Below are 16,218 nucleotides of genomic sequence, written 5' to 3' on the forward strand. Positions count from 1 at the left end.
GAACCAGATGTGGGGCGAAAACAGGCGAATGCAATGGGCAAGACGTTGCGCGCCGGCGGCGCTTCCAGCAGCGCCCGGAGCCGGTGCTAGGATGACGACGCCCCTCCCGCCAACGCGGCGATGTTTCCGAGCGTGTCGACAGGGATCCGCCGGGGCGCCCCGATCGTGACTTCAGGTGACTATGCGCGCACGCATCGAAGACGTGGCGAAAGTGGCGGGAGTGTCTCCCAAGACTGTTTCGCGAGTGCTCAACAACGAACGCAATGTGCGGGAAGACACCCGCCAGCGCATCCTCGAGGCGGTAAGGTCGCTCGATTACCGGCCGCATCCTTCGGCACGCAGCCTTGCGGCGAATCGTTCGTTCCTGGTGGCCCTGCTCTACGACAACCCGTCGCCGAGCTACATGATGGAAGTGCAGGATGGCGTGCTCGAGGCGTGCGATGCGCAGCGCTACAGCATGATGCTCCAGCCGCTGGATGCCACCAGCCCGCACTTCGTGGAGCAGGTCGGGAAACTGATTTCCGAGCGCCGGCTGGACGGTCTTATCCTCACGCCACCGATCAGCGACCACGCCGATCTGCTCGCATGCCTGCGGGAATGGGGCGTTCCTTTTGCCTGCGTTGCACCCCGCGATCGCCAATGCGCGGGCGTCGTGCTGGATGAGCGGCGTGCCGCTTGCGAGATGGTCATGCACCTGGCTTCGCTGGGCCATCGCCGCATCGGCCACATCATTGGCCATCCGGACCATGGCGCATCGAGCTGGCGTTTGGACGGCTATCGCGATGGTTTGGAGCAGAGCGGGCTGCGCTACGACCACCGCCTGGTGATGCAGGGGCGTTTCTCGTTTGATTCCGGCGTGGTGGCGACGCGAGCGATGCTCTCGCTGGCGTCGCCGCCGACCGCGATCTTTGCCGCGAACGACGACATGGCTGCCGGAGTCATCTGGGCTGCCAGCGAGGCAGGGCTGGCGGTGCCGCGCGACCTGTCCGTATGCGGCTTCGACGACACGCCGATGTCGCGGCAGATCTGGCCATCGCTCACGACGATCCACCAGCCATGCCGGGACATGGGGAGGATCGCCGCCACCCAGTTGCTGCGAACCATCAGGGACGGCGAGGGCGCCATGGTCTACGCCAAGTTCGCGCTGTGCCTGCGCGGCTCGACGGGCAGGGTGCCCGAGCGGCCGCGCCGGGATGCGCCGGCGGGGCACTAGCGGTTGCTTGTTGCACCGCGAATTGACAGCGCTGTCATTTCTGTCAGGCTGCCGCTCCCGAGGCTCCTTGGGAGCCGCGACAAGTCCGTTGGGGAGAGCATTTGTGCCTTTGATCCGCCGTGGTTTGCGTGTGGCTTCGACCGTCCTGGCGACGGCCTGTGCGGCGTGGCTGGCCGGCGGTGCGCTGGCTGCCGGTGACACCGCTGTCCATCCGGCGCTCTGGGCCAAGGCCACCTGGCCGTTGCCCAGGGACGCCGCGCTGGAGCAGCGCGTCTCGGCGTTGCTGGCCAAGATGACGGTGGAGGAGAAGGTCGGCCAGCTGGTTCAGGCGGACATCCTCAGCGTGACCCCGGACGATGTGCGCAAGTACCGGTTGGGTTCGATCCTGGCGGGAGGCAATTCCAAGCCGGGTGGCCAGTTGGTGGCCAATGCCGGGCAGTGGATAGCGCTCGCCGATGCGTTCCACCGTGCCGCGATGGACACCAGCGGTGGTCATGTGGCGATCCCCCTGTTGTTCGGCATCGACGCAGTGCATGGCCACAACGGGGCGGTCGGCGCGACGCTGTTTCCGCAGAACTCCGCCCTGGGCGCCACGCACGATCCGGCGTTGATGCGGGAGATCGGCGCGGCGACGGCGGAAGAAGTGCGCGCCACCGGCATCAACTGGACGTTCGCTCCCGCACTGGCGGTGCCGCAGGACGTACGCTGGGGGCGCTCCTACGAAGGCTATTCGCAGGATCCGAAACTGGTGGCGCAGTATGCCGGCGCAACGGTTGAAGGCCTGCAGGGCAAGGTCGGGACGCCGCAGTTTCTCGACAGCTCGCATGTGGTTGCCTCGGCCAAGCACTTTCTCGCCGATGGCGGCACGAAAGACGGCAAGGACCAGGGCGACGCGCAGGTCAGCGAGCAAGTGTTGCGCACGGTGCATGCCGCCGGTTATCCGCCGGCGATCGATGCGGGCGTGCAGAGCGTGATGGCGTCGTTCTCGAGCTGGAACGGCCAGAAGATGCATGGCAACAAGGCCCTGATTACCGACGTGCTCAAGGGCCGCATGGATTTCCAGGGCTTCGTGGTCGGTGACTGGAACGCCCATGGCCAGGTGCCCGGTTGCACGAACGAGGATTGCGCGGCATCGATCAACGCCGGCGTCGACATGCTGATGGCGCCGGACAGCTGGCGTGGCCTCTACGAACACACGCTGGCCGAAGCGAAGTCCGGCGTGATTCCGATGGCCAGGCTGGATGACGCGGTGGCCCGCATCCTGCGCGTGAAGTTGCGTGCGGGCCTGTTCGAGGCGGGCCTGCCTTCGTCGAACCCCCTGGCTGCCAGGTCGGCTGAAGTCGTGGGCAGTCCGGCACATCGAGCAATCGCCCGGCGCGCCGTGCGCGAATCGCTGGTGCTGCTGAAAAACAACCATGGCTTGCTGCCGCTCGATCCGCGCAAGCACATCCTGGTCGCCGGCGATGGCGCGGACAATATCTCGCGGCAGAGTGGCGGCTGGACCCTGACGTGGCAGGGGGCGGGCCTGAAGAACGCGAACTTCCCCGGTGCGCAGTCGATCGGCGCTGGCATCGCGGAGCAGGTGAAGGCGGCAGGCGGCAGCGTGGAGATCGCCGCTGATGGCCACCATGCCGGCAAGCCGGACGTGGCCGTGGTGGTGTTCGGAGAAGACCCTTATGCGGAGTTCCAGGGCGACATTCCCAACCTGCTGTATCGCCCGGGCGATGATCACGATCTCGAGTTGATCCGCCGTCTGCGTGGCGAGGGCGTGCCTGTCGTCGCGGTGTTCCTGAGCGGACGTCCGTTGTGGATGAATCGCGAGATCAATGCGGCCGACGCATTCGTGGCCGCCTGGTTGCCTGGCAGTGAAGGCGGCGGCGTGGCGGACGTGCTGCTGCGTACCCGCGACGGCAAGGTCGCGCACGATTTCCATGGCAAGCTCTCGTTCCCGTGGCCGCGCAGCGCGGTATCGGGGCAGGGCGAGCCGCTGTTTCCGCTGGGTTATGGCCTGACCTACGGCGACCATGCCGCGCTGCCCGCGTTGCCGGAAGTGTCCGGCATCCGTGGCGAGCAGATTCCCGTCGGCAACTACCTCGAGCGTGGCAAGCCGGTACACGGATACACCTTCACGCTGTTTGGCGCCGATGGTTCGGCCGTACCCGGCGACGTCTCGCCTGCCGCCACCAGCGATGGCGCCTTGCGCATGACGGCGCTCGATTACAAGGCGCAGGAGGATGCGCGGCGCTTCGCATGGAACAAGAGCGACGCGCGACTGGCCATCGGTGCGCGCGCGCCGATGGATCTCGATCGCGAGACCAATGGCGACGTGCTGTTGATCGTCACGCTGCGCATCGACGCACTTCCGGGCAAGGATGCATGGATCGGCATGGGCTGCGGCAAGGGTTGCGAGGGCCGTGTCGCGCTGGGCACGCAGCTCGCCGGATTGGCGCCAGGGCAATGGGTGCGCATCGGCGTGCCGCTCAAATGCTTCCGCAAGGCCGGTGCCGACATGCATCACATCGAGCAGCCGTTTGCCTGGGGCGCCGGCAAGGGCGCGGATGTGGCGATCTCCCGTGCGGCGCTCGGCACCGATGCCGACCAGGTCATGGAGTGCGCCAAGTAGAGGCGAGCGGGTTGCCACGGGCCCTGCCGCTGTCTCAAGAGTCCTGGACATCGGCACTTTCTTTGCCATGCATCAAGCGGGGCCGGTCTGGTAGAAATTTAGTGGCATAAACAACTGATTAATAACGATTTATATGTCTTGCGGCGTTTGTTGCCGTGCCGCAAGCATCTGCCGGTAAAGCGTTCTATGATCAAACCATGACAGCGCTGTCATTGCAGTCTGACAGCGCTGTCACAGGGGATTGGAAGACAAGCGCGGCACGTCGAGGGCGATGCCGCAAAACTATTCCGAACAAAGAGAGGGGAAGCTAAATGAAGCTGCGCTACTCGGCCTTGTACGTTGCCATGTCGCTGGTACTCGCTCCGGGCGTGGTGCTGGCAGCCGACCAGGATGCGACGTCCCAGGATCCGTCACAGGGCTCGGTACCGGTCGAAAAGAAGGTCAAGCAGTTGGATGCGATCCAGGTCAGTGCGACCAAGCGCGAAACGCCGCTGCAGAAGACTCCGGTTGCCGTCAGTGCCATCACGCCCGATACGCTCGACAAGGAGCGCGTGATGACGGTGCAGGACCTGACCAAGCTGGTTCCGGGCCTGCAGGGCACCTCGCAGGGTGACCATGGCGTCGTGACGCTGACCCTGCGCGGCATCGGCAACGACAGCGCCAAGACCGAATACGCCGATCCGGAAGTGGCCACCTTCGTCGATGGCGTGTACGCGCCGCGCGCCGAAGCCGCCTCCGGCCTGCTGCTGGACATGGATGGCGTGGAAGTGCTGCGCGGCCCGCAGGGCACGCTGTGGGGCCGCAACTCCACCGCAGGCGCGATCAGCTTCCAGACGGCCAAGCCGGACATCAACGCCGGCTTCTACGGCAACGCCCAGATCGATGCGGGCAGCTACAACCAGATGGGCGCGCGCGCCGCGGTGAACCTGCCCATCAGCAACACGTTCGCGATGCGCGTGGCCGTGGTGCACGAGCAGCACGACGGCTACGTGGACTACCAGAACCCCGGCGCGCTGTTGCCGTCCGTGGCCCAGCAGCAGGCGGCGTATCTGGCGAGTGGCGGCACCGCCGCCAACTTCCGGCCGATCGACCCCGGCGTGTTCGTGCAGGGCGGTGACAAGTACAACGCGCAGGACCAGTCGGCTGCGCGCGTGAGCGCATTGTGGCAGCCGAACGAAGCATTCAAGTGGAACCTGTCGTACGAGTACTTCATCGACCGCGGCACGCCCGACATGAGCCTGATGCAGACGCCGCGCCAGGGCCAGGATTTCTGGTCGGCGCTGATCGACACGGCGCCGTACCTGCATCGCAATTCGGGCACGCTCCGCAGCCGCATGGATTGGAACATCAACGACGGCATGCAGTTCAGTTACGTCGCCGGCTACAACCGCTTCTCGGGCAAGAGCCAGTTCGACCAGGACAATGGCGTGCAGGTGCCCACCAGCTTCAGCACGGGCGCATCGAACCAGAACGACCGCACCAACTACTCCAACTACAAGAGCTACAGCCACGAGTTCGACCTGCGCTCGGTGGGCCAGCAGACGCTCGACTGGATCGTGGGTGCGTATTACGGCTACGAAGACAACAACATCCGCTTCGACATCCCGATCATGAACGGCACGCAGTACGGCTCGGTGTCGTGGCAGGGCTCCTTCATCCAGCCGAAGGAAACGGTGGATTCGAAGGCGGTGTTCGGCCAGGCGACCTGGCACATGTCCGACCACTGGCGCCTGACCGGCGGCCTGCGCTGGTCCGACGACGAGAAGAAGAACATCGGTGGCCGCGGCTGGGGCTGGGACTACGACCCGACCGTGCCGCAGGTGCCGATCGCGGTGAGCACGATTCCGGGTGCGGCGACCGGCTTCGCGGTGTCGACCTACAACGACGCGAAGTACAGCGATGATGAAGTCACCTGGCTGGCGCGCGTCGACACCGACGTCAGCGACAACGGCCTGTTGTACGGCAGCATCTCCACCGGCTACAAGTCGGGCGGTACGCAGGACGCCGGCACGCTGTACAAGCCCGAGAAGCTGACCAACTACGAAATCGGCGCGAAGTTCGCCTTCCTCGATGGCCACATGACGTGGAACAGCGCGCTGTACTACGAGGACTTCAAGGACTTCCAGCTCTCCGCGCCGATCACCTATCCGGACGGCAACCGCGGCCTGGGCTTCAACAACGTGGGCGGCAGCACCAAGGTCATCGGCTTCGAATCCGAAGTCGCCTTCCAGCAGCAGGATGACCGCGCCAACTTCGTGCTTTCGTATATCCCGAAGAAGGAACTCGGCACGCTGCTCTATGCGGGCAGCAACGACTACCAGGGCCTGCCGGCCTGTGCGCCGCAGTCGGGCATCGCCAGCTGCATGGACATCACGGGCAACGACCTGCCGCATGCGCCGACGTTCTCGCTCACGGCGATCTACGAGCACGACTTCCATCTGGGCAATGGTGGCCGCCTGACGCCGCGCTTCAGCGGCCAGTACCAGACCGACCAGTGGCTGAGCACGTTCAACCTGGGCGATGGCGACAAGCAGAAGGCGTACTTCCGCGGCGACCTGTCGCTGCGCTACACCGAGCCGCAGGATCGCTGGTGGGTGAATGCGTACGTGCAGAACTTCACCGATGGTCGCGTGCGCACGAGCGCCGGTCGCTTCCAGCTTTCGCCGGGCGTGTACCAGTACGTGTCGCAGTACCTGCCGCCGCGCGTGTACGGCGTGCAACTGGGCGTCTGGTTCTGATGCAGTCATGGGCGGCGCCCGTGGATGGGGCGCCGCCGACGTTTTGCCGTTCTCCTGGCGATACCCTCGGACGGGGGCATCGCCACCCTCCCCGGAATGGCATTTGACCGGGTCCCGGCGGGGACCCGGTCTCCTTTAAGGGACACACGCATCGTCGTATCGACAGCCGGTCACCGCGGAGGGAAGCACCGATGGCGCGATTGAAGAAGGTTCTCGTGGTGGGTGGCGGTACGGCCGGATGGCTTGCCGCGTGCTATCTCGCCAAGGCGGTGAACGCGGTCGATCCCGGCAGCGTGCAGGTGCACCTGGTGGAATCGAGCAACATCGGCCTGCTCGGCGTGGGCGAGGCGACCTTCCCGTCGATCCGCGGCACGCTGTCGGCGATCGGTCTGGACGAACGACGCTTCCTGGTCGGCGCGACGGCGACCTACAAGCAGGGCATCCACTACCGTCATTGGGTGAGGCCTCCGGGCTCGCCTGGCCATACCCATTTCTTCCATCCCTTCAGCCAGCCCAGCCAGCGGCCGGGCGGGCCGGAGCTGTTGCCGTACTGGCTGCTGGGCGCCGCGCCCGAAGGCATGTCGCTGGCCGATGCGGTCACCATGCAGAGCCGACTGGTCGAGCGCGGTCGCGCCCCCAAGCGGTCGACAGACCCTGACTACCAGGGGCCCATGAACCACGCCTTCCACTTCGATGCGGCCTGCTTTGCGCGGGTGCTTGCGGAGCATGGGCAGGAATCGTTGGGCATCAAGCGCCATGTGGCGACGGTGGAGCGCGCCGAGCTCGATGAGAGCGGCGCGATCGCGCGCGTGGTCACCACCGAACTGGGCGAGCTCACCGCCGACCTGTATGTGGACTGCACCGGCCTGCGCGGCGCATTGATCGGCGGCGTCATGCAGTCGCCGTTCCGCAGCCGGCGCGACGTGCTGTTCGCCGATCGTGCCGTCGCCATGCAGGTGCCATACGAACGGCCGGACGCGCCGATTCCGTCGTATACCATTTCCACCGCGCAGGAAGCCGGCTGGATCTGGGACATCGGCCTGCAGAAACGTCGTGGCGTGGGCTACGTCTATTCCTCGCGTCACACGGATGATGCGCGTGCGGAAGAAGTGTTTCGCCGCTACCTCGGTCCCGCCGCGGACGAACTGAAGGCGATGCACATCAAGTTCGAAACGGGCTATCGCCCGGAGCACTGGCGCAAGAACTGCGTCGCCGTCGGCCTCGCCGGTGGCTTCGTGGAGCCGCTGGAATCGACCGGCATCGCGTTGATCGAACTGGCGACGTACCTGCTCACGCACCTGCTGCCCGGCGACACGGAGGGCATGGAACTCGCCGCGCGTCATTTCAACGAAATGATGGTGGCGCGCTACGACCGCATCATCGACTTCATCAAGATGCATTACTGCCTGAGCCAGCGGCGTGACTCCGCCTTCTGGATCGACAACGCCGACCCGGCCAGCATTCCGCAGACGCTGCAGGACAAGCTCGCCCTGTGGAAGCACCGGCCGCCGCATCGGCTGGATTTTGTAAGCGACCTGGAGATGTTCCTGGTATCGAGCTGGCAGTACGTGCTCTACGGCATGGAGTTCAAGACCGATCTTGAGCCCATGCGCAGCGCCTATCCACGCTTCGAGGAGGCACGCCAGGAGTTCGCGATGATCCAGCAGGTGGCGGCGCACGCAGCCGATGATCTGCCCGGCCATCGCGCACTGGTGGAACAGTTCTGCCGTGAGTTCCACCAGCGATCGGGTACGGTGGCGCCGGGCGAAGCCGTGGCCTAGCGCCGGTCAACGCCATGGGCGTGGCTCGCGCGGTTCGGCGGCGTCCGCGCAGCTGGCGACGGCGCAAGCGTAGGGGTGGTTTCCATCCTGTGGCACGAAGCCGCAGGTCAGGCACATGCGGTCATGCCAGATAAAATGGCCACGCCCCTACATCGCGGTGAGACATCCATGGACTCCACACGCATCGAGACGACGTGCGCGGAAGGGCAGGTTTGCCGGGAGGGCGCCTGCCATGAGGCCGAAGGCGATGCCGCGTCTTTCTGTGGCAGCTGCGCGTTTTCCGAAGCCTGCCTCTCCAGTGGCTACGGCAAGGCGGATCTCGCCGCACTGCATTGCCTGGTCGAACACGTGCATACCCACGGCGCCGGGGAGCATGTCTTCCGGCGCGGCGAAACGTTCCGAGCGCTCTACGCGGTGCGCCGCGGCGCGGTGAAGACCTCGCTGTTCAGCCGTGACGGCCGTGAGCAGGTGCTGGGCTTCTACCTGCCCGGCGAGATCATCGGCCTCAACGGCATCTATCCCGATTGCTATCCCTGCGATGCGTTGACGCTTGAGAAGACCGAGTTCTGCCGTTTCTCGTTTCCCGCCATGAGCAGCCTCGCCTCGGTGCTGCCGGTGGTGCAGCGCCACCTGTTCCGCCTGTTGAGCAAGGAGCTGGGCATGGCCAGCCTGCTCGCGGGCGAGCACACGGCGGATGAGCGCGTGGCGGCCTTCCTGGTGGACCTGAGCGAACGTTATGCACGCCGTGGCCTGCCGTTCCAGCAATTCCGGTTGCCCATGTCGCGCAGCGACATCGCAAGTTACCTGCGCCTCGCGCCGGAAACCGTCAGTCGCGTGCTGAGCCGTTTCCGCCGGCAAGGCTGGGTGGCGATCGAAGGGCGCGGCGTGCAGCTTCAACGCATGGATGCATTGCGCGAGGCCGGCGTGGCCTTGCGGCCGATGGAAGCGAACGCCTAGGCGGCATTCAATGCGAGGCGCGTGGCTGCCCGGCGGCTTCGCCGGCTTGCGCCGCGGGTGTTGCCGCCGGCGCGGTTTCCCTGGCTGGCTCGACGGGTTCCTCTTCCATCAGCGGCAACACGCCCGGGCTGTCCAGGTCGTCGAACTGCCGGTGATTCACCGCCCAGAAGAAGATGCCGATCGCGCAGACGACGATCAGCAGCGTGACGGGAATCAGCGCAAGCAGGATGTTCATGCGCGCAGCGCCGGTTCGGCGTCGCCCTGGCGGCCGATGCGCCACGCATTGGCCACCACAGCCAGCGAACTGAGCGACATGCCGATCGCTGCCAGCCACGGCGGCACCAGGCCCAGCGCCGCGAATGGCACCGCGCAGAGGTTGTAGCCCAGCGACCAGCGGCGTCCCTGCGCGATGACGTATTGCACCTGACGCGCGATCGTCCGTGCCTCCACCAGGCCATGCAGATGTCCGTGCAGCAGCAGGAGATCGGCCTGCGCCTGCGCCACTTCGGTACCGGTGGCCAGGGCCGCGGACACGTCCGCGCCGGCCAGCACCGGTACGTCGTTGGTGCCGTCGCCCACGGCGAGCGTGACGCAACCTCGCTCGCGCGCCTGCTTGAGCAGCGCGAGCTTGCCTTCGGGCGTTTGCGCCGCGTGCCACGCATCCACGCCCAGGGCGCGCGCGACGGCGGCCACGCGCGTCGCGGTGTCGCCGCTGGATATCGCCAGATCCATGCCCTCCGCACGCAGGGCGTCGAGCGTGGCTTGCGCGTCTTCCCGCGGTTGCTCGCGCAGCCGGAAAGCGGCGAGGGCGCCGGTGTCGTCGGCAAGCCAGAGGCGGTCATCCGGGCGGGATTCCATGCCGCGAAGCGCAAAGCCGGCATGGCCCAGCCGCCATTCGTGTCCGTCGATGCGGCCGCTGATGCCACCCCCCGGCGTGACGAGCACATCGCTCGCGCGCAGCAGCGGAAGTCCGGCCGCCGCCTGCGCGACCGCCTGCGCCACCGGATGCGAGCTTTCACGCGCGAGGGCGGCCGCCATGGCCAGCACCGGGCTGGCGTCGCCTTCGCGCAGCACCTCGATGTCCTGGCGATCGAGATGGGGCACGGTCAGCGTGCCGGTCTTGTCCAGCACGGCGAGATCCACGCGATCCAATGCCGCCAGTGCCGCGCTGTCAGCGACCAGCACGCCGCGCTGGGCCAGTACGCCAAGGGCACGCGTGAGCGCGGCAGGCGCGGTCAGCGCAAAGGCGCAAGGGCAGGCGATGACCAGCACGGCGACCGCGCTGGCGAAGGCCTTCGACGGGTCCACCAGCAGCCAGCCGATCGCCGTGACGACGGTAAGCATCAACACGCGGGCCACGAAGCGCCGCAGCTCGGCATCGCCACGCTGCAGCGATGCTTCGCGCGCCAGCCGGGCGCGCGCGCCGAGTGCGCCGATGCGCGCGACCGCCGTGGCCTCGCCCCCCTGTTCCACGCGCAGCTGGGCGGGCCCCGTAAGCAGCACGCTGCCGGCAGCCAGGGGTTCCCCGCGTTGCCGCGTGACGGGCGTGGATTCGCCGGTGAGCAGGGCCTCGTCCACCTGCACCCGCGCGCTTTCCAGCACGCCATCGGCAGGCACGGTGGAACCTTCGGCGATGTGCACGCAATCCCCGGGCAGCAGTTCGATCGCCGGCACCGTTTCCAGCGTGCCGTCGGGCCTGCGGCGCTCGGCGAGCAGCGGGGTGCTGTCGATCACCGCGTCGCCCAGCGCACCGCTGCGATGCCGTGCGCGCAACTCGACGTAGCGGCCGGCCAGCAGCAGGAAGACGAACATGGTCACCGAATCGAAATAGATCTCGCCCGAGCCGCGCACGGTGTTGACCGCGCTGGCGAGAAAGACCAGCCACACGGCGAGCGCCACGGGCAGGTTGATGCCCAGCCTGCGTTCGCGCAGCTCGCGCAGGGCGCCGGCCGTGAAGAGGTTCGTGGAGTAGAACACCACGGGAAGCGTGGCCATCAGGCTCAGCCAACGGAACAGGCCGCGGGTGGTGAAATCCACGAAATCGACCACGCCGATGTAGATCACGAACGCGAAGGTCATCACCTGCATCGCGAACATGCCCGCGACCAGCATGCGCTTGAGCATGTCGTGCGCTTCGCGCGTTCGCGTGTCGTCGATGCTGTCGCTGCGCAGCGGTTGCGCGGCGCAGCGCATCGACGCGAAGGCCCGGAGCAGGGAAGGCAGCGTGGTGCGCTGCGTGTCCCACACGACGCGGACGCGCCGCGCCGGGGCGTCGACGCTCACGCCGCGCACGCCTGGCAGGGCATGGATCGCCTGCTCCAGCCTCAGTACCTGCTGGGCGCCTTGCAGCGATTCCACGCGCAACGCCACCTCGCTGTGGCCGTCACGGCGGGGGCGCAACACCTGGGCGGCCAGGCGCGGGTGCGCCCATGCGTCGTAGCTGTTCATGGCGTGGAGGGCGGCTTGTGGCTGCTGTGCGAGCTGGAGGGCACGCCGAAGACGGCGTGCGGGGCGTCCACCGGCTCATCGGCATGGCGGGCGCCCAGCACGATCATCCAGGCACAGCCGGCCAGCGAGGCCAGGAAGATCGCCACTCCCAGCCACACGACCGGCTGCTGGTACCAGGCTGACGGCGTGGCGCGGGCGTTACTGGTTGCCGGCGTTGCCATGGTGGGACACGTGGTACACGTAGGCTGCAAGCACACGGATCTGGTCGTCGGTGAGGCGCGGGCTCCAGGCAGGCATGTGGCCCTGCCTGCCATCGTGGATGGTCTTGTGGATGTCCGCGACGGTGCCGCCGTGCAACCAGATGTGGTCGGTGAGGTTGGGCGCGCCCAGGGCCGGATTGCCCTTGCCGTCCGGTCCATGGCAGGCCGCACAGGTGGCGAACAGCGGCTTGCCGGCTTCCGCGGCCTTTTCGTCGTGCGGCGAGCCGGACAGGCTCAGCACGTACTGCACGAGGTGGTCCACGTTGTCCTCGCCAAGGCTGGCCCAGGGCGGCATCACGCCGCTGCGTCCGTCGTGGATGGACGTATAGATGTCCTTTCCGTCGCCGCCATAGAGCCAGTCGTTGTCGGTGAGGTCAGGGGCGCCCACCAGCACGTTGCCCTTGGCGGCGCGGCCATGGCACGCCGCGCAGTTGTCCATGAACAGGCGCTCGCCCAGCTGCTGCGCGGCCGGGTCGCCGGCCAGCTGCTCGATCGGATAAAGCGAAAAGCGCTTCATCAGCTCGCCCAGCTTGGCCTGGTTGGCTTCGGAAGCCTCCGCCAGTTCCTTGTGCGACGTCCAGCCCAGCACGCCCTTGAAGGCGCCGAAACCGGGGAACAGGGCAAGGTAGGCAAAGCCGATCACGAACATCGCGGCCGACAGCACGATCCACCACATCGGCAGCTTGTGCACGCCCTCGCGCAGCACGCCGTGGGCCCAGACGTGGCCACTGGTGCCATCCGCCTGGATGGGGATCTTGGCGCGCGGCGCCCACAGGAAGAGGAACAGCGTGATGCCCAGGTTGAGCACCACCAGGAACATGATCCAAAGCGACCAGAACAGGCTCATGGCTGCTTGCCCCCTTCAATGGCGTGAGTGTCCTGCCCGTTGTCGGCTTCGTCTTCCATCGGCAGCTCGGCCATGCGGGAAAACGCCTTCTTGTGATAGCCGCTCCACGCCCACGCCCAGATGCAGACGAAGGCGACCATCATCGTCACGATGATGACCCCGGTGAGGTGTCCCCATATCTCGCTCATGGCTCGCCTCCATCGCTGGCCGGCTTGCCGCCCGCGGCTGCCTGGGGCTCGTTCTTGATGCCCAGGCCCTGCAGGTAGGCCACCAGCGCGTCCATCTCGGTCTTGCCCTCGAGCGCGGTGGGCGCGCTGTCGATGTCGGCGTCGGTGTAGGGGTCGCCGAGCTTGCGCAGGCCGCGCATGCGGGCCTGGATGTCGTTGGCATCCAGTTTCGCCTTCGCCAGCCACGGATAGCCCGGCATGTTCGACTGCGGCACGAGCTGGCGAGGATCCATCAGGTGCAGCTCGTGCCACTGGTCGGAGTATTTGCCGCCGACACGGGCCAGGTCAGGGCCGGTGCGCTTGGAGCCCCACTGGAACGGACGGTCGTAGACCGACTCCTCGGCCACCGAGTAGTGGCCGTAACGCTCCGTCTCGGCGCGCAGCGCGCGGATCATCTGCGAATGGCAGAGGTAGCAGCCCTCGCGCACGTAGATGTCGCGGCCGGCCAGGCGCAGCGGGTCATAGGGTTTGACATGGGCCGGCGCCTTGACCGCGTGCGCTTCCATGAAGAGCGGCGTGATCTCGGCGAGGCCGCCGATGGAGACCATGACGGCGGTGAGCACGCCCAGCAGGGCGGCGTGCTTCTCGATGGCTTCGAAATGCTTGTAGGCCATGGTCGGGTCCTTAGCCTGCCGCCGGGAGCGGGGCGGGAACCTGGTGCGGCTCCGGTTCGGGAATGGGGACGGGGATCGGCTTGATGATCCGCGCGCGGGCGTCGGCGGCCGTGTACCAGAGGTTCCACGCCATCACCACCATGCCGCTCAGCACGAACAGGCCGCCCAGCCAGCGGATCAGGTACATCGGCTTGATCGCGATGAGGCTGTCCAGGAACGAATAGGTGAGCGAGCCGTCCGCATTGGTGGCGCGCCACATGACGCCTTCGGTCACGCCCGCGGTCCACATCGAGCCCACGTACAGCAGCAGGCCGGTGATGTGCAGCCAGAAGTGCAGCTCCATCGCCTTGCGCGAATACATCGCCGGCTGCCCCAGTGCGCGCGGCGCCATGGCGTAGAGCGAGCCGATGGTGATCATCGCCACCCAGCCGATCGAGCCGGAATGCACGTGGGCGATGGTCCAGTCGGTGTAGTGGGACAGCGAATTCACCGTCTTGATCGCCATCATCGAGCCTTCGAAGGTGGCGGCGGCATAGAACACCAGCGACAGCACCATGAACTTGGCGGCCGGGTCGGTCTTGAGCTTGTGCCACGACCCGTTGAAGGTGAGCAGGCCGTTGGCGGCCGAGCCCCAGCTCGGCATCAGCAGGATCAGCGAGAACGCCATGCCGACCGACTGCACCCAGTCGGGCAGTGCCGTGTACATCAGGTGGTGCGAGCCCGCCCACATGTACACCGAGATCAGCGCCCAGAAATTGACGATGGAGAAGCGATAGCTCCACAGAGGCTGCTGCGCCTGGCGCGGCACGAAGTAATACATCATGCCCAGGAAGCCCGCGGTCAGGAAAAACGCCACCGCGTTGTGGCCGTACCACCACTGCACCATGGCATCGACCACGCCCGAGTAGACCGGGTAGGACTTGGTCAGGCTGATCGGCAGCGCGACGTTGTTGACGATGTGCAGCAGGCCGACCGCGATGATGAACGCGCCGTAGTACCAGTTGGCCACGTAGATGTGGCGGATGCGCCGGCGGGCCAGGGTGGCGAAGAACACCACGCCGAAGGACACCCACACCACCGCGATCAGTATGTCGACGAACCACTCGGGCTCGGCGTATTCCTTGCTCTGGGTGATGCCCAGCGGCATCGTCACCATGGCCAGCACGCAGATCAGCTGCCAGCCCCAGAAGGTCATTTCCGCCAGCCGCGGCAGGGCCAGCCGGGTATGTCCCGTGCGCTGCACGACGTAGTAGCAGGTGCCCATCAGGGCCGAGCCGCCGAAGGCGAAGATGACCCCGAACGTGTGGTCGGGACGGATGCGGCTGAAGGTCAGCCAGGGGATGTCGAAGTTGAAGGCCGGCCACATCAGTTCGGCCGCGGCGTAGACGCCGACCGACATGCCGATGATGCCCCAGATGGCCGCTCCCAATAGAAAGAGGCGGACGACCTTGTCGTCGTAGTACTCGGTATTCGGCATTGGAACCACCCTGTGAATTGGACGATGTTGCCTCGCGTAAACGACGCACTTCGATGACACACGTCAATTTTGCACCGCCGGGTACCACGTACCCGGCGTGGCGCATTGACGCAGATCAGTTGCCCCCGTCGGATGATGCGACTTTCTCGTGTCAGCCGCCACCGAGTTTCTACTGATCTGCATCAGGGGATCGCCGTCGTCCCAAGGGGAAACTAGGCGGCCGCGAGAGGTACCGCATGACCCACGTCGTCACCGAAAACTGCATCAACTGCAAGCACACCGACTGTGTGGAAGTCTGCCCGGTCGACTGCTTCCACGAGGGCCCCAACTTCCTGGTGATCGACCCGGACGAGTGCATCGACTGCACCTTGTGCGTCGACGAATGCCCGGTGGACGCCATCTATGCCGAAGGCGACGTCCCGGCGGGGCAGTCGGTGTTTGTCACCATCAACGCCGAACTGGCCCATCAGTGGCCGGTGATCACCACGAAGATTCCCGCGCTCGATGACGCCGCGCAGTGGGACGGCAAGCCGGACAAGCGGCGCCTGCTGATCCGCTGAGGCGCCTCGTGGCCGCGCCTGGCCGTCAGGGCACGATGTGCAGCGGGCCGACGATACGCGACGGCTGCTCCAGCGACAGGCGGCCGAGCTCCATGCCCACGCTCAGGCTTTGCGCGACGCGCTCGGCGGTGCCGATGAACAGCTCGGCCGCGGGCGGCGCGAAGACTTCCCGGGCGGTTTCCCGCCACAGCTCCAGCCAGCGATAGAACAACGCCTGCGGGAAGCGCGTCAGGGCGCGGTGCACGCCCATGGGATTGCCGCGATAACGGCCCGACCGCAGGATCAGCGAGGACCAGAAGTTGCGCAGCGTGACCTTGTGCGCCGGCCAGTCATGGATGGCCTGGTTGAACACCGGGCCCAGCTGGGCGTCGGCCTGTACCTTGTCGTAGAAACGATCCACCAGCGTGGCAATGCCTATCTCGTTGGCCTGTTCGAAGAGCGCCATCGGTATGTGTTCCATTCGTAAAACAATC

Annotated in this window: 14 protein-coding genes; 6 read left to right on the forward strand and 8 right to left on the reverse strand. The window is 66.4% G+C overall.

All coding sequences use genetic code 11. The features are described 5' to 3' along the window. The first annotated feature begins 181 nt into the window (after positions 1 to 181). The 5 genes from JMF82_RS04880 (at position 182) to JMF82_RS04900 (ending at position 9,312) form a co-directional block, all read left to right on the forward strand. On the forward strand, positions 182 to 1,213 hold the full coding sequence (locus tag JMF82_RS04880) for a LacI family DNA-binding transcriptional regulator (protein ID WP_201313466.1): 1,032 nt from the start codon (positions 182 to 184) through the stop codon (positions 1,211 to 1,213). A gap of 130 nt (positions 1,214 to 1,343) precedes the next feature. Next, positions 1,344 to 3,836 (forward strand): glycoside hydrolase family 3 protein, encoded by a 2,493-nt coding sequence (locus JMF82_RS04885; RefSeq protein ID WP_236585295.1) that lies wholly within the window; start codon positions 1,344 to 1,346, stop codon positions 3,834 to 3,836. 311 nt (positions 3,837 to 4,147) lie between these two features. Beyond that, positions 4,148 to 6,574 carry a TonB-dependent receptor gene (locus tag JMF82_RS04890; RefSeq protein WP_201313413.1) on the forward strand — a complete coding sequence of 809 codons (2,427 nt, stop codon included), beginning with the start codon at positions 4,148 to 4,150 and terminating at the stop codon, positions 6,572 to 6,574. 191 nt (positions 6,575 to 6,765) lie between these two features. Beyond that, the gene (locus JMF82_RS04895; protein ID WP_201313414.1) at positions 6,766 to 8,355 is read left to right on the forward strand and encodes a tryptophan halogenase family protein; all 1,590 of its coding nucleotides are present in this window, start codon (positions 6,766 to 6,768) and stop codon (positions 8,353 to 8,355) included. 168 nt (positions 8,356 to 8,523) lie between these two features. Next, positions 8,524 to 9,312, forward strand: coding sequence for a helix-turn-helix domain-containing protein (locus JMF82_RS04900; RefSeq protein ID WP_201313415.1), 789 nt, complete (start codon positions 8,524 to 8,526; stop codon positions 9,310 to 9,312). Between the two features lie 7 nt (positions 9,313 to 9,319). On the opposite strand, the gene ccoS is transcribed toward JMF82_RS04900, so the two are convergent. From ccoS to ccoN, 7 genes are read right to left on the reverse strand one after another with little or no spacing between them, the layout of a single operon-like run. Continuing rightward, complete coding sequence (gene ccoS / locus JMF82_RS04905; RefSeq protein ID WP_201313416.1) at positions 9,320 to 9,547, reverse strand: cbb3-type cytochrome oxidase assembly protein CcoS; 228 nt, start codon at positions 9,545 to 9,547, stop codon at positions 9,320 to 9,322. Then, complete coding sequence (locus JMF82_RS04910; RefSeq protein WP_201313417.1) at positions 9,544 to 11,760, reverse strand: cation-translocating P-type ATPase; 2,217 nt, start codon at positions 11,758 to 11,760, stop codon at positions 9,544 to 9,546. The genes ccoS and JMF82_RS04910 overlap by 4 nt, the downstream gene beginning before the upstream one ends. Further along, positions 11,757 to 11,981, reverse strand: coding sequence for a hypothetical protein (locus tag JMF82_RS04915; protein WP_201313418.1), 225 nt, complete (start codon positions 11,979 to 11,981; stop codon positions 11,757 to 11,759). The genes JMF82_RS04910 and JMF82_RS04915 overlap by 4 nt, the downstream gene beginning before the upstream one ends. Then, entirely contained in the window at positions 11,959 to 12,867 is a 909-nt protein-coding gene (ccoP, locus tag JMF82_RS04920) for a cytochrome-c oxidase, cbb3-type subunit III (protein WP_201313419.1), read from the reverse strand. The genes JMF82_RS04915 and ccoP overlap by 23 nt, the downstream gene beginning before the upstream one ends. Next, positions 12,864 to 13,055: a CcoQ/FixQ family Cbb3-type cytochrome c oxidase assembly chaperone gene (locus JMF82_RS04925; protein WP_201313420.1), complete on the reverse strand. Its 192-nt coding sequence runs from the start codon at positions 13,053 to 13,055 to the stop codon at positions 12,864 to 12,866. The genes ccoP and JMF82_RS04925 overlap by 4 nt, the downstream gene beginning before the upstream one ends. Beyond that, a complete protein-coding gene (gene ccoO, locus JMF82_RS04930; protein ID WP_201313421.1) occupies positions 13,052 to 13,708 on the reverse strand; it encodes a cytochrome-c oxidase, cbb3-type subunit II in 657 nt (218 codons plus the stop codon). The genes JMF82_RS04925 and ccoO overlap by 4 nt, the downstream gene beginning before the upstream one ends. A 10-nt stretch (positions 13,709 to 13,718) precedes the next feature. Next, the gene (gene ccoN, locus JMF82_RS04935; protein WP_201313422.1) at positions 13,719 to 15,185 is read right to left on the reverse strand and encodes a cytochrome-c oxidase, cbb3-type subunit I; all 1,467 of its coding nucleotides are present in this window, start codon (positions 15,183 to 15,185) and stop codon (positions 13,719 to 13,721) included. A gap of 236 nt (positions 15,186 to 15,421) precedes the next feature. Between ccoN and fdxA the strand changes: the two genes are divergently transcribed. Continuing rightward, the gene (fdxA, locus tag JMF82_RS04940) at positions 15,422 to 15,745 is read left to right on the forward strand and encodes a ferredoxin FdxA (RefSeq protein ID WP_201313423.1); all 324 of its coding nucleotides are present in this window, start codon (positions 15,422 to 15,424) and stop codon (positions 15,743 to 15,745) included. A 25-nt stretch (positions 15,746 to 15,770) separates the two neighbouring features. Here fdxA and JMF82_RS04945 read toward each other — a convergent pair whose 3' ends face one another. Beyond that, positions 15,771 to 16,190, reverse strand: a complete 420-nt coding sequence (locus tag JMF82_RS04945; RefSeq protein ID WP_201313424.1) for a group III truncated hemoglobin — start codon at positions 16,188 to 16,190, stop codon at positions 15,771 to 15,773. Positions 16,191 to 16,218 lie beyond the last annotated feature (28 nt).

This window comes from Dyella sp. EPa41 (assembly GCF_016586165.1).
Classification (GTDB): domain Bacteria; phylum Pseudomonadota; class Gammaproteobacteria; order Xanthomonadales; family Rhodanobacteraceae; genus Dyella.

Bases quoted from the DNA above. Each gene is read 5' to 3' on its own strand.
- ccoN (WP_201313422.1), bottom strand. From the start codon at position 15,185: ATGCCGAATACCGAGTACTACGACGACAAGGTCGTCCGCCTCTTTCTA.
- ccoP (WP_201313419.1), bottom strand. From the start codon at position 12,867: ATGAGCCTGTTCTGGTCGCTTTGGATCATGTTCCTGGTGGTGCTCAAC.
- JMF82_RS04890 (WP_201313413.1), top strand. From the start codon at position 4,148: ATGAAGCTGCGCTACTCGGCCTTGTACGTTGCCATGTCGCTGGTACTC.
- JMF82_RS04945 (WP_201313424.1), bottom strand. From the start codon at position 16,190: ATGGCGCTCTTCGAACAGGCCAACGAGATAGGCATTGCCACGCTGGTG.
- fdxA (WP_201313423.1), top strand. From the start codon at position 15,422: ATGACCCACGTCGTCACCGAAAACTGCATCAACTGCAAGCACACCGAC.
- JMF82_RS04880 (WP_201313466.1), top strand. From the start codon at position 182: ATGCGCGCACGCATCGAAGACGTGGCGAAAGTGGCGGGAGTGTCTCCC.
- JMF82_RS04895 (WP_201313414.1), top strand. From the start codon at position 6,766: ATGGCGCGATTGAAGAAGGTTCTCGTGGTGGGTGGCGGTACGGCCGGA.
- JMF82_RS04900 (WP_201313415.1), top strand. From the start codon at position 8,524: ATGGACTCCACACGCATCGAGACGACGTGCGCGGAAGGGCAGGTTTGC.
- JMF82_RS04910 (WP_201313417.1), bottom strand. From the start codon at position 11,760: ATGAACAGCTACGACGCATGGGCGCACCCGCGCCTGGCCGCCCAGGTG.
- ccoS (WP_201313416.1), bottom strand. From the start codon at position 9,547: ATGAACATCCTGCTTGCGCTGATTCCCGTCACGCTGCTGATCGTCGTC.
- JMF82_RS04915 (WP_201313418.1), bottom strand. From the start codon at position 11,981: ATGGCAACGCCGGCAACCAGTAACGCCCGCGCCACGCCGTCAGCCTGG.
- JMF82_RS04925 (WP_201313420.1), bottom strand. From the start codon at position 13,055: ATGAGCGAGATATGGGGACACCTCACCGGGGTCATCATCGTGACGATG.
- ccoO (WP_201313421.1), bottom strand. From the start codon at position 13,708: ATGGCCTACAAGCATTTCGAAGCCATCGAGAAGCACGCCGCCCTGCTG.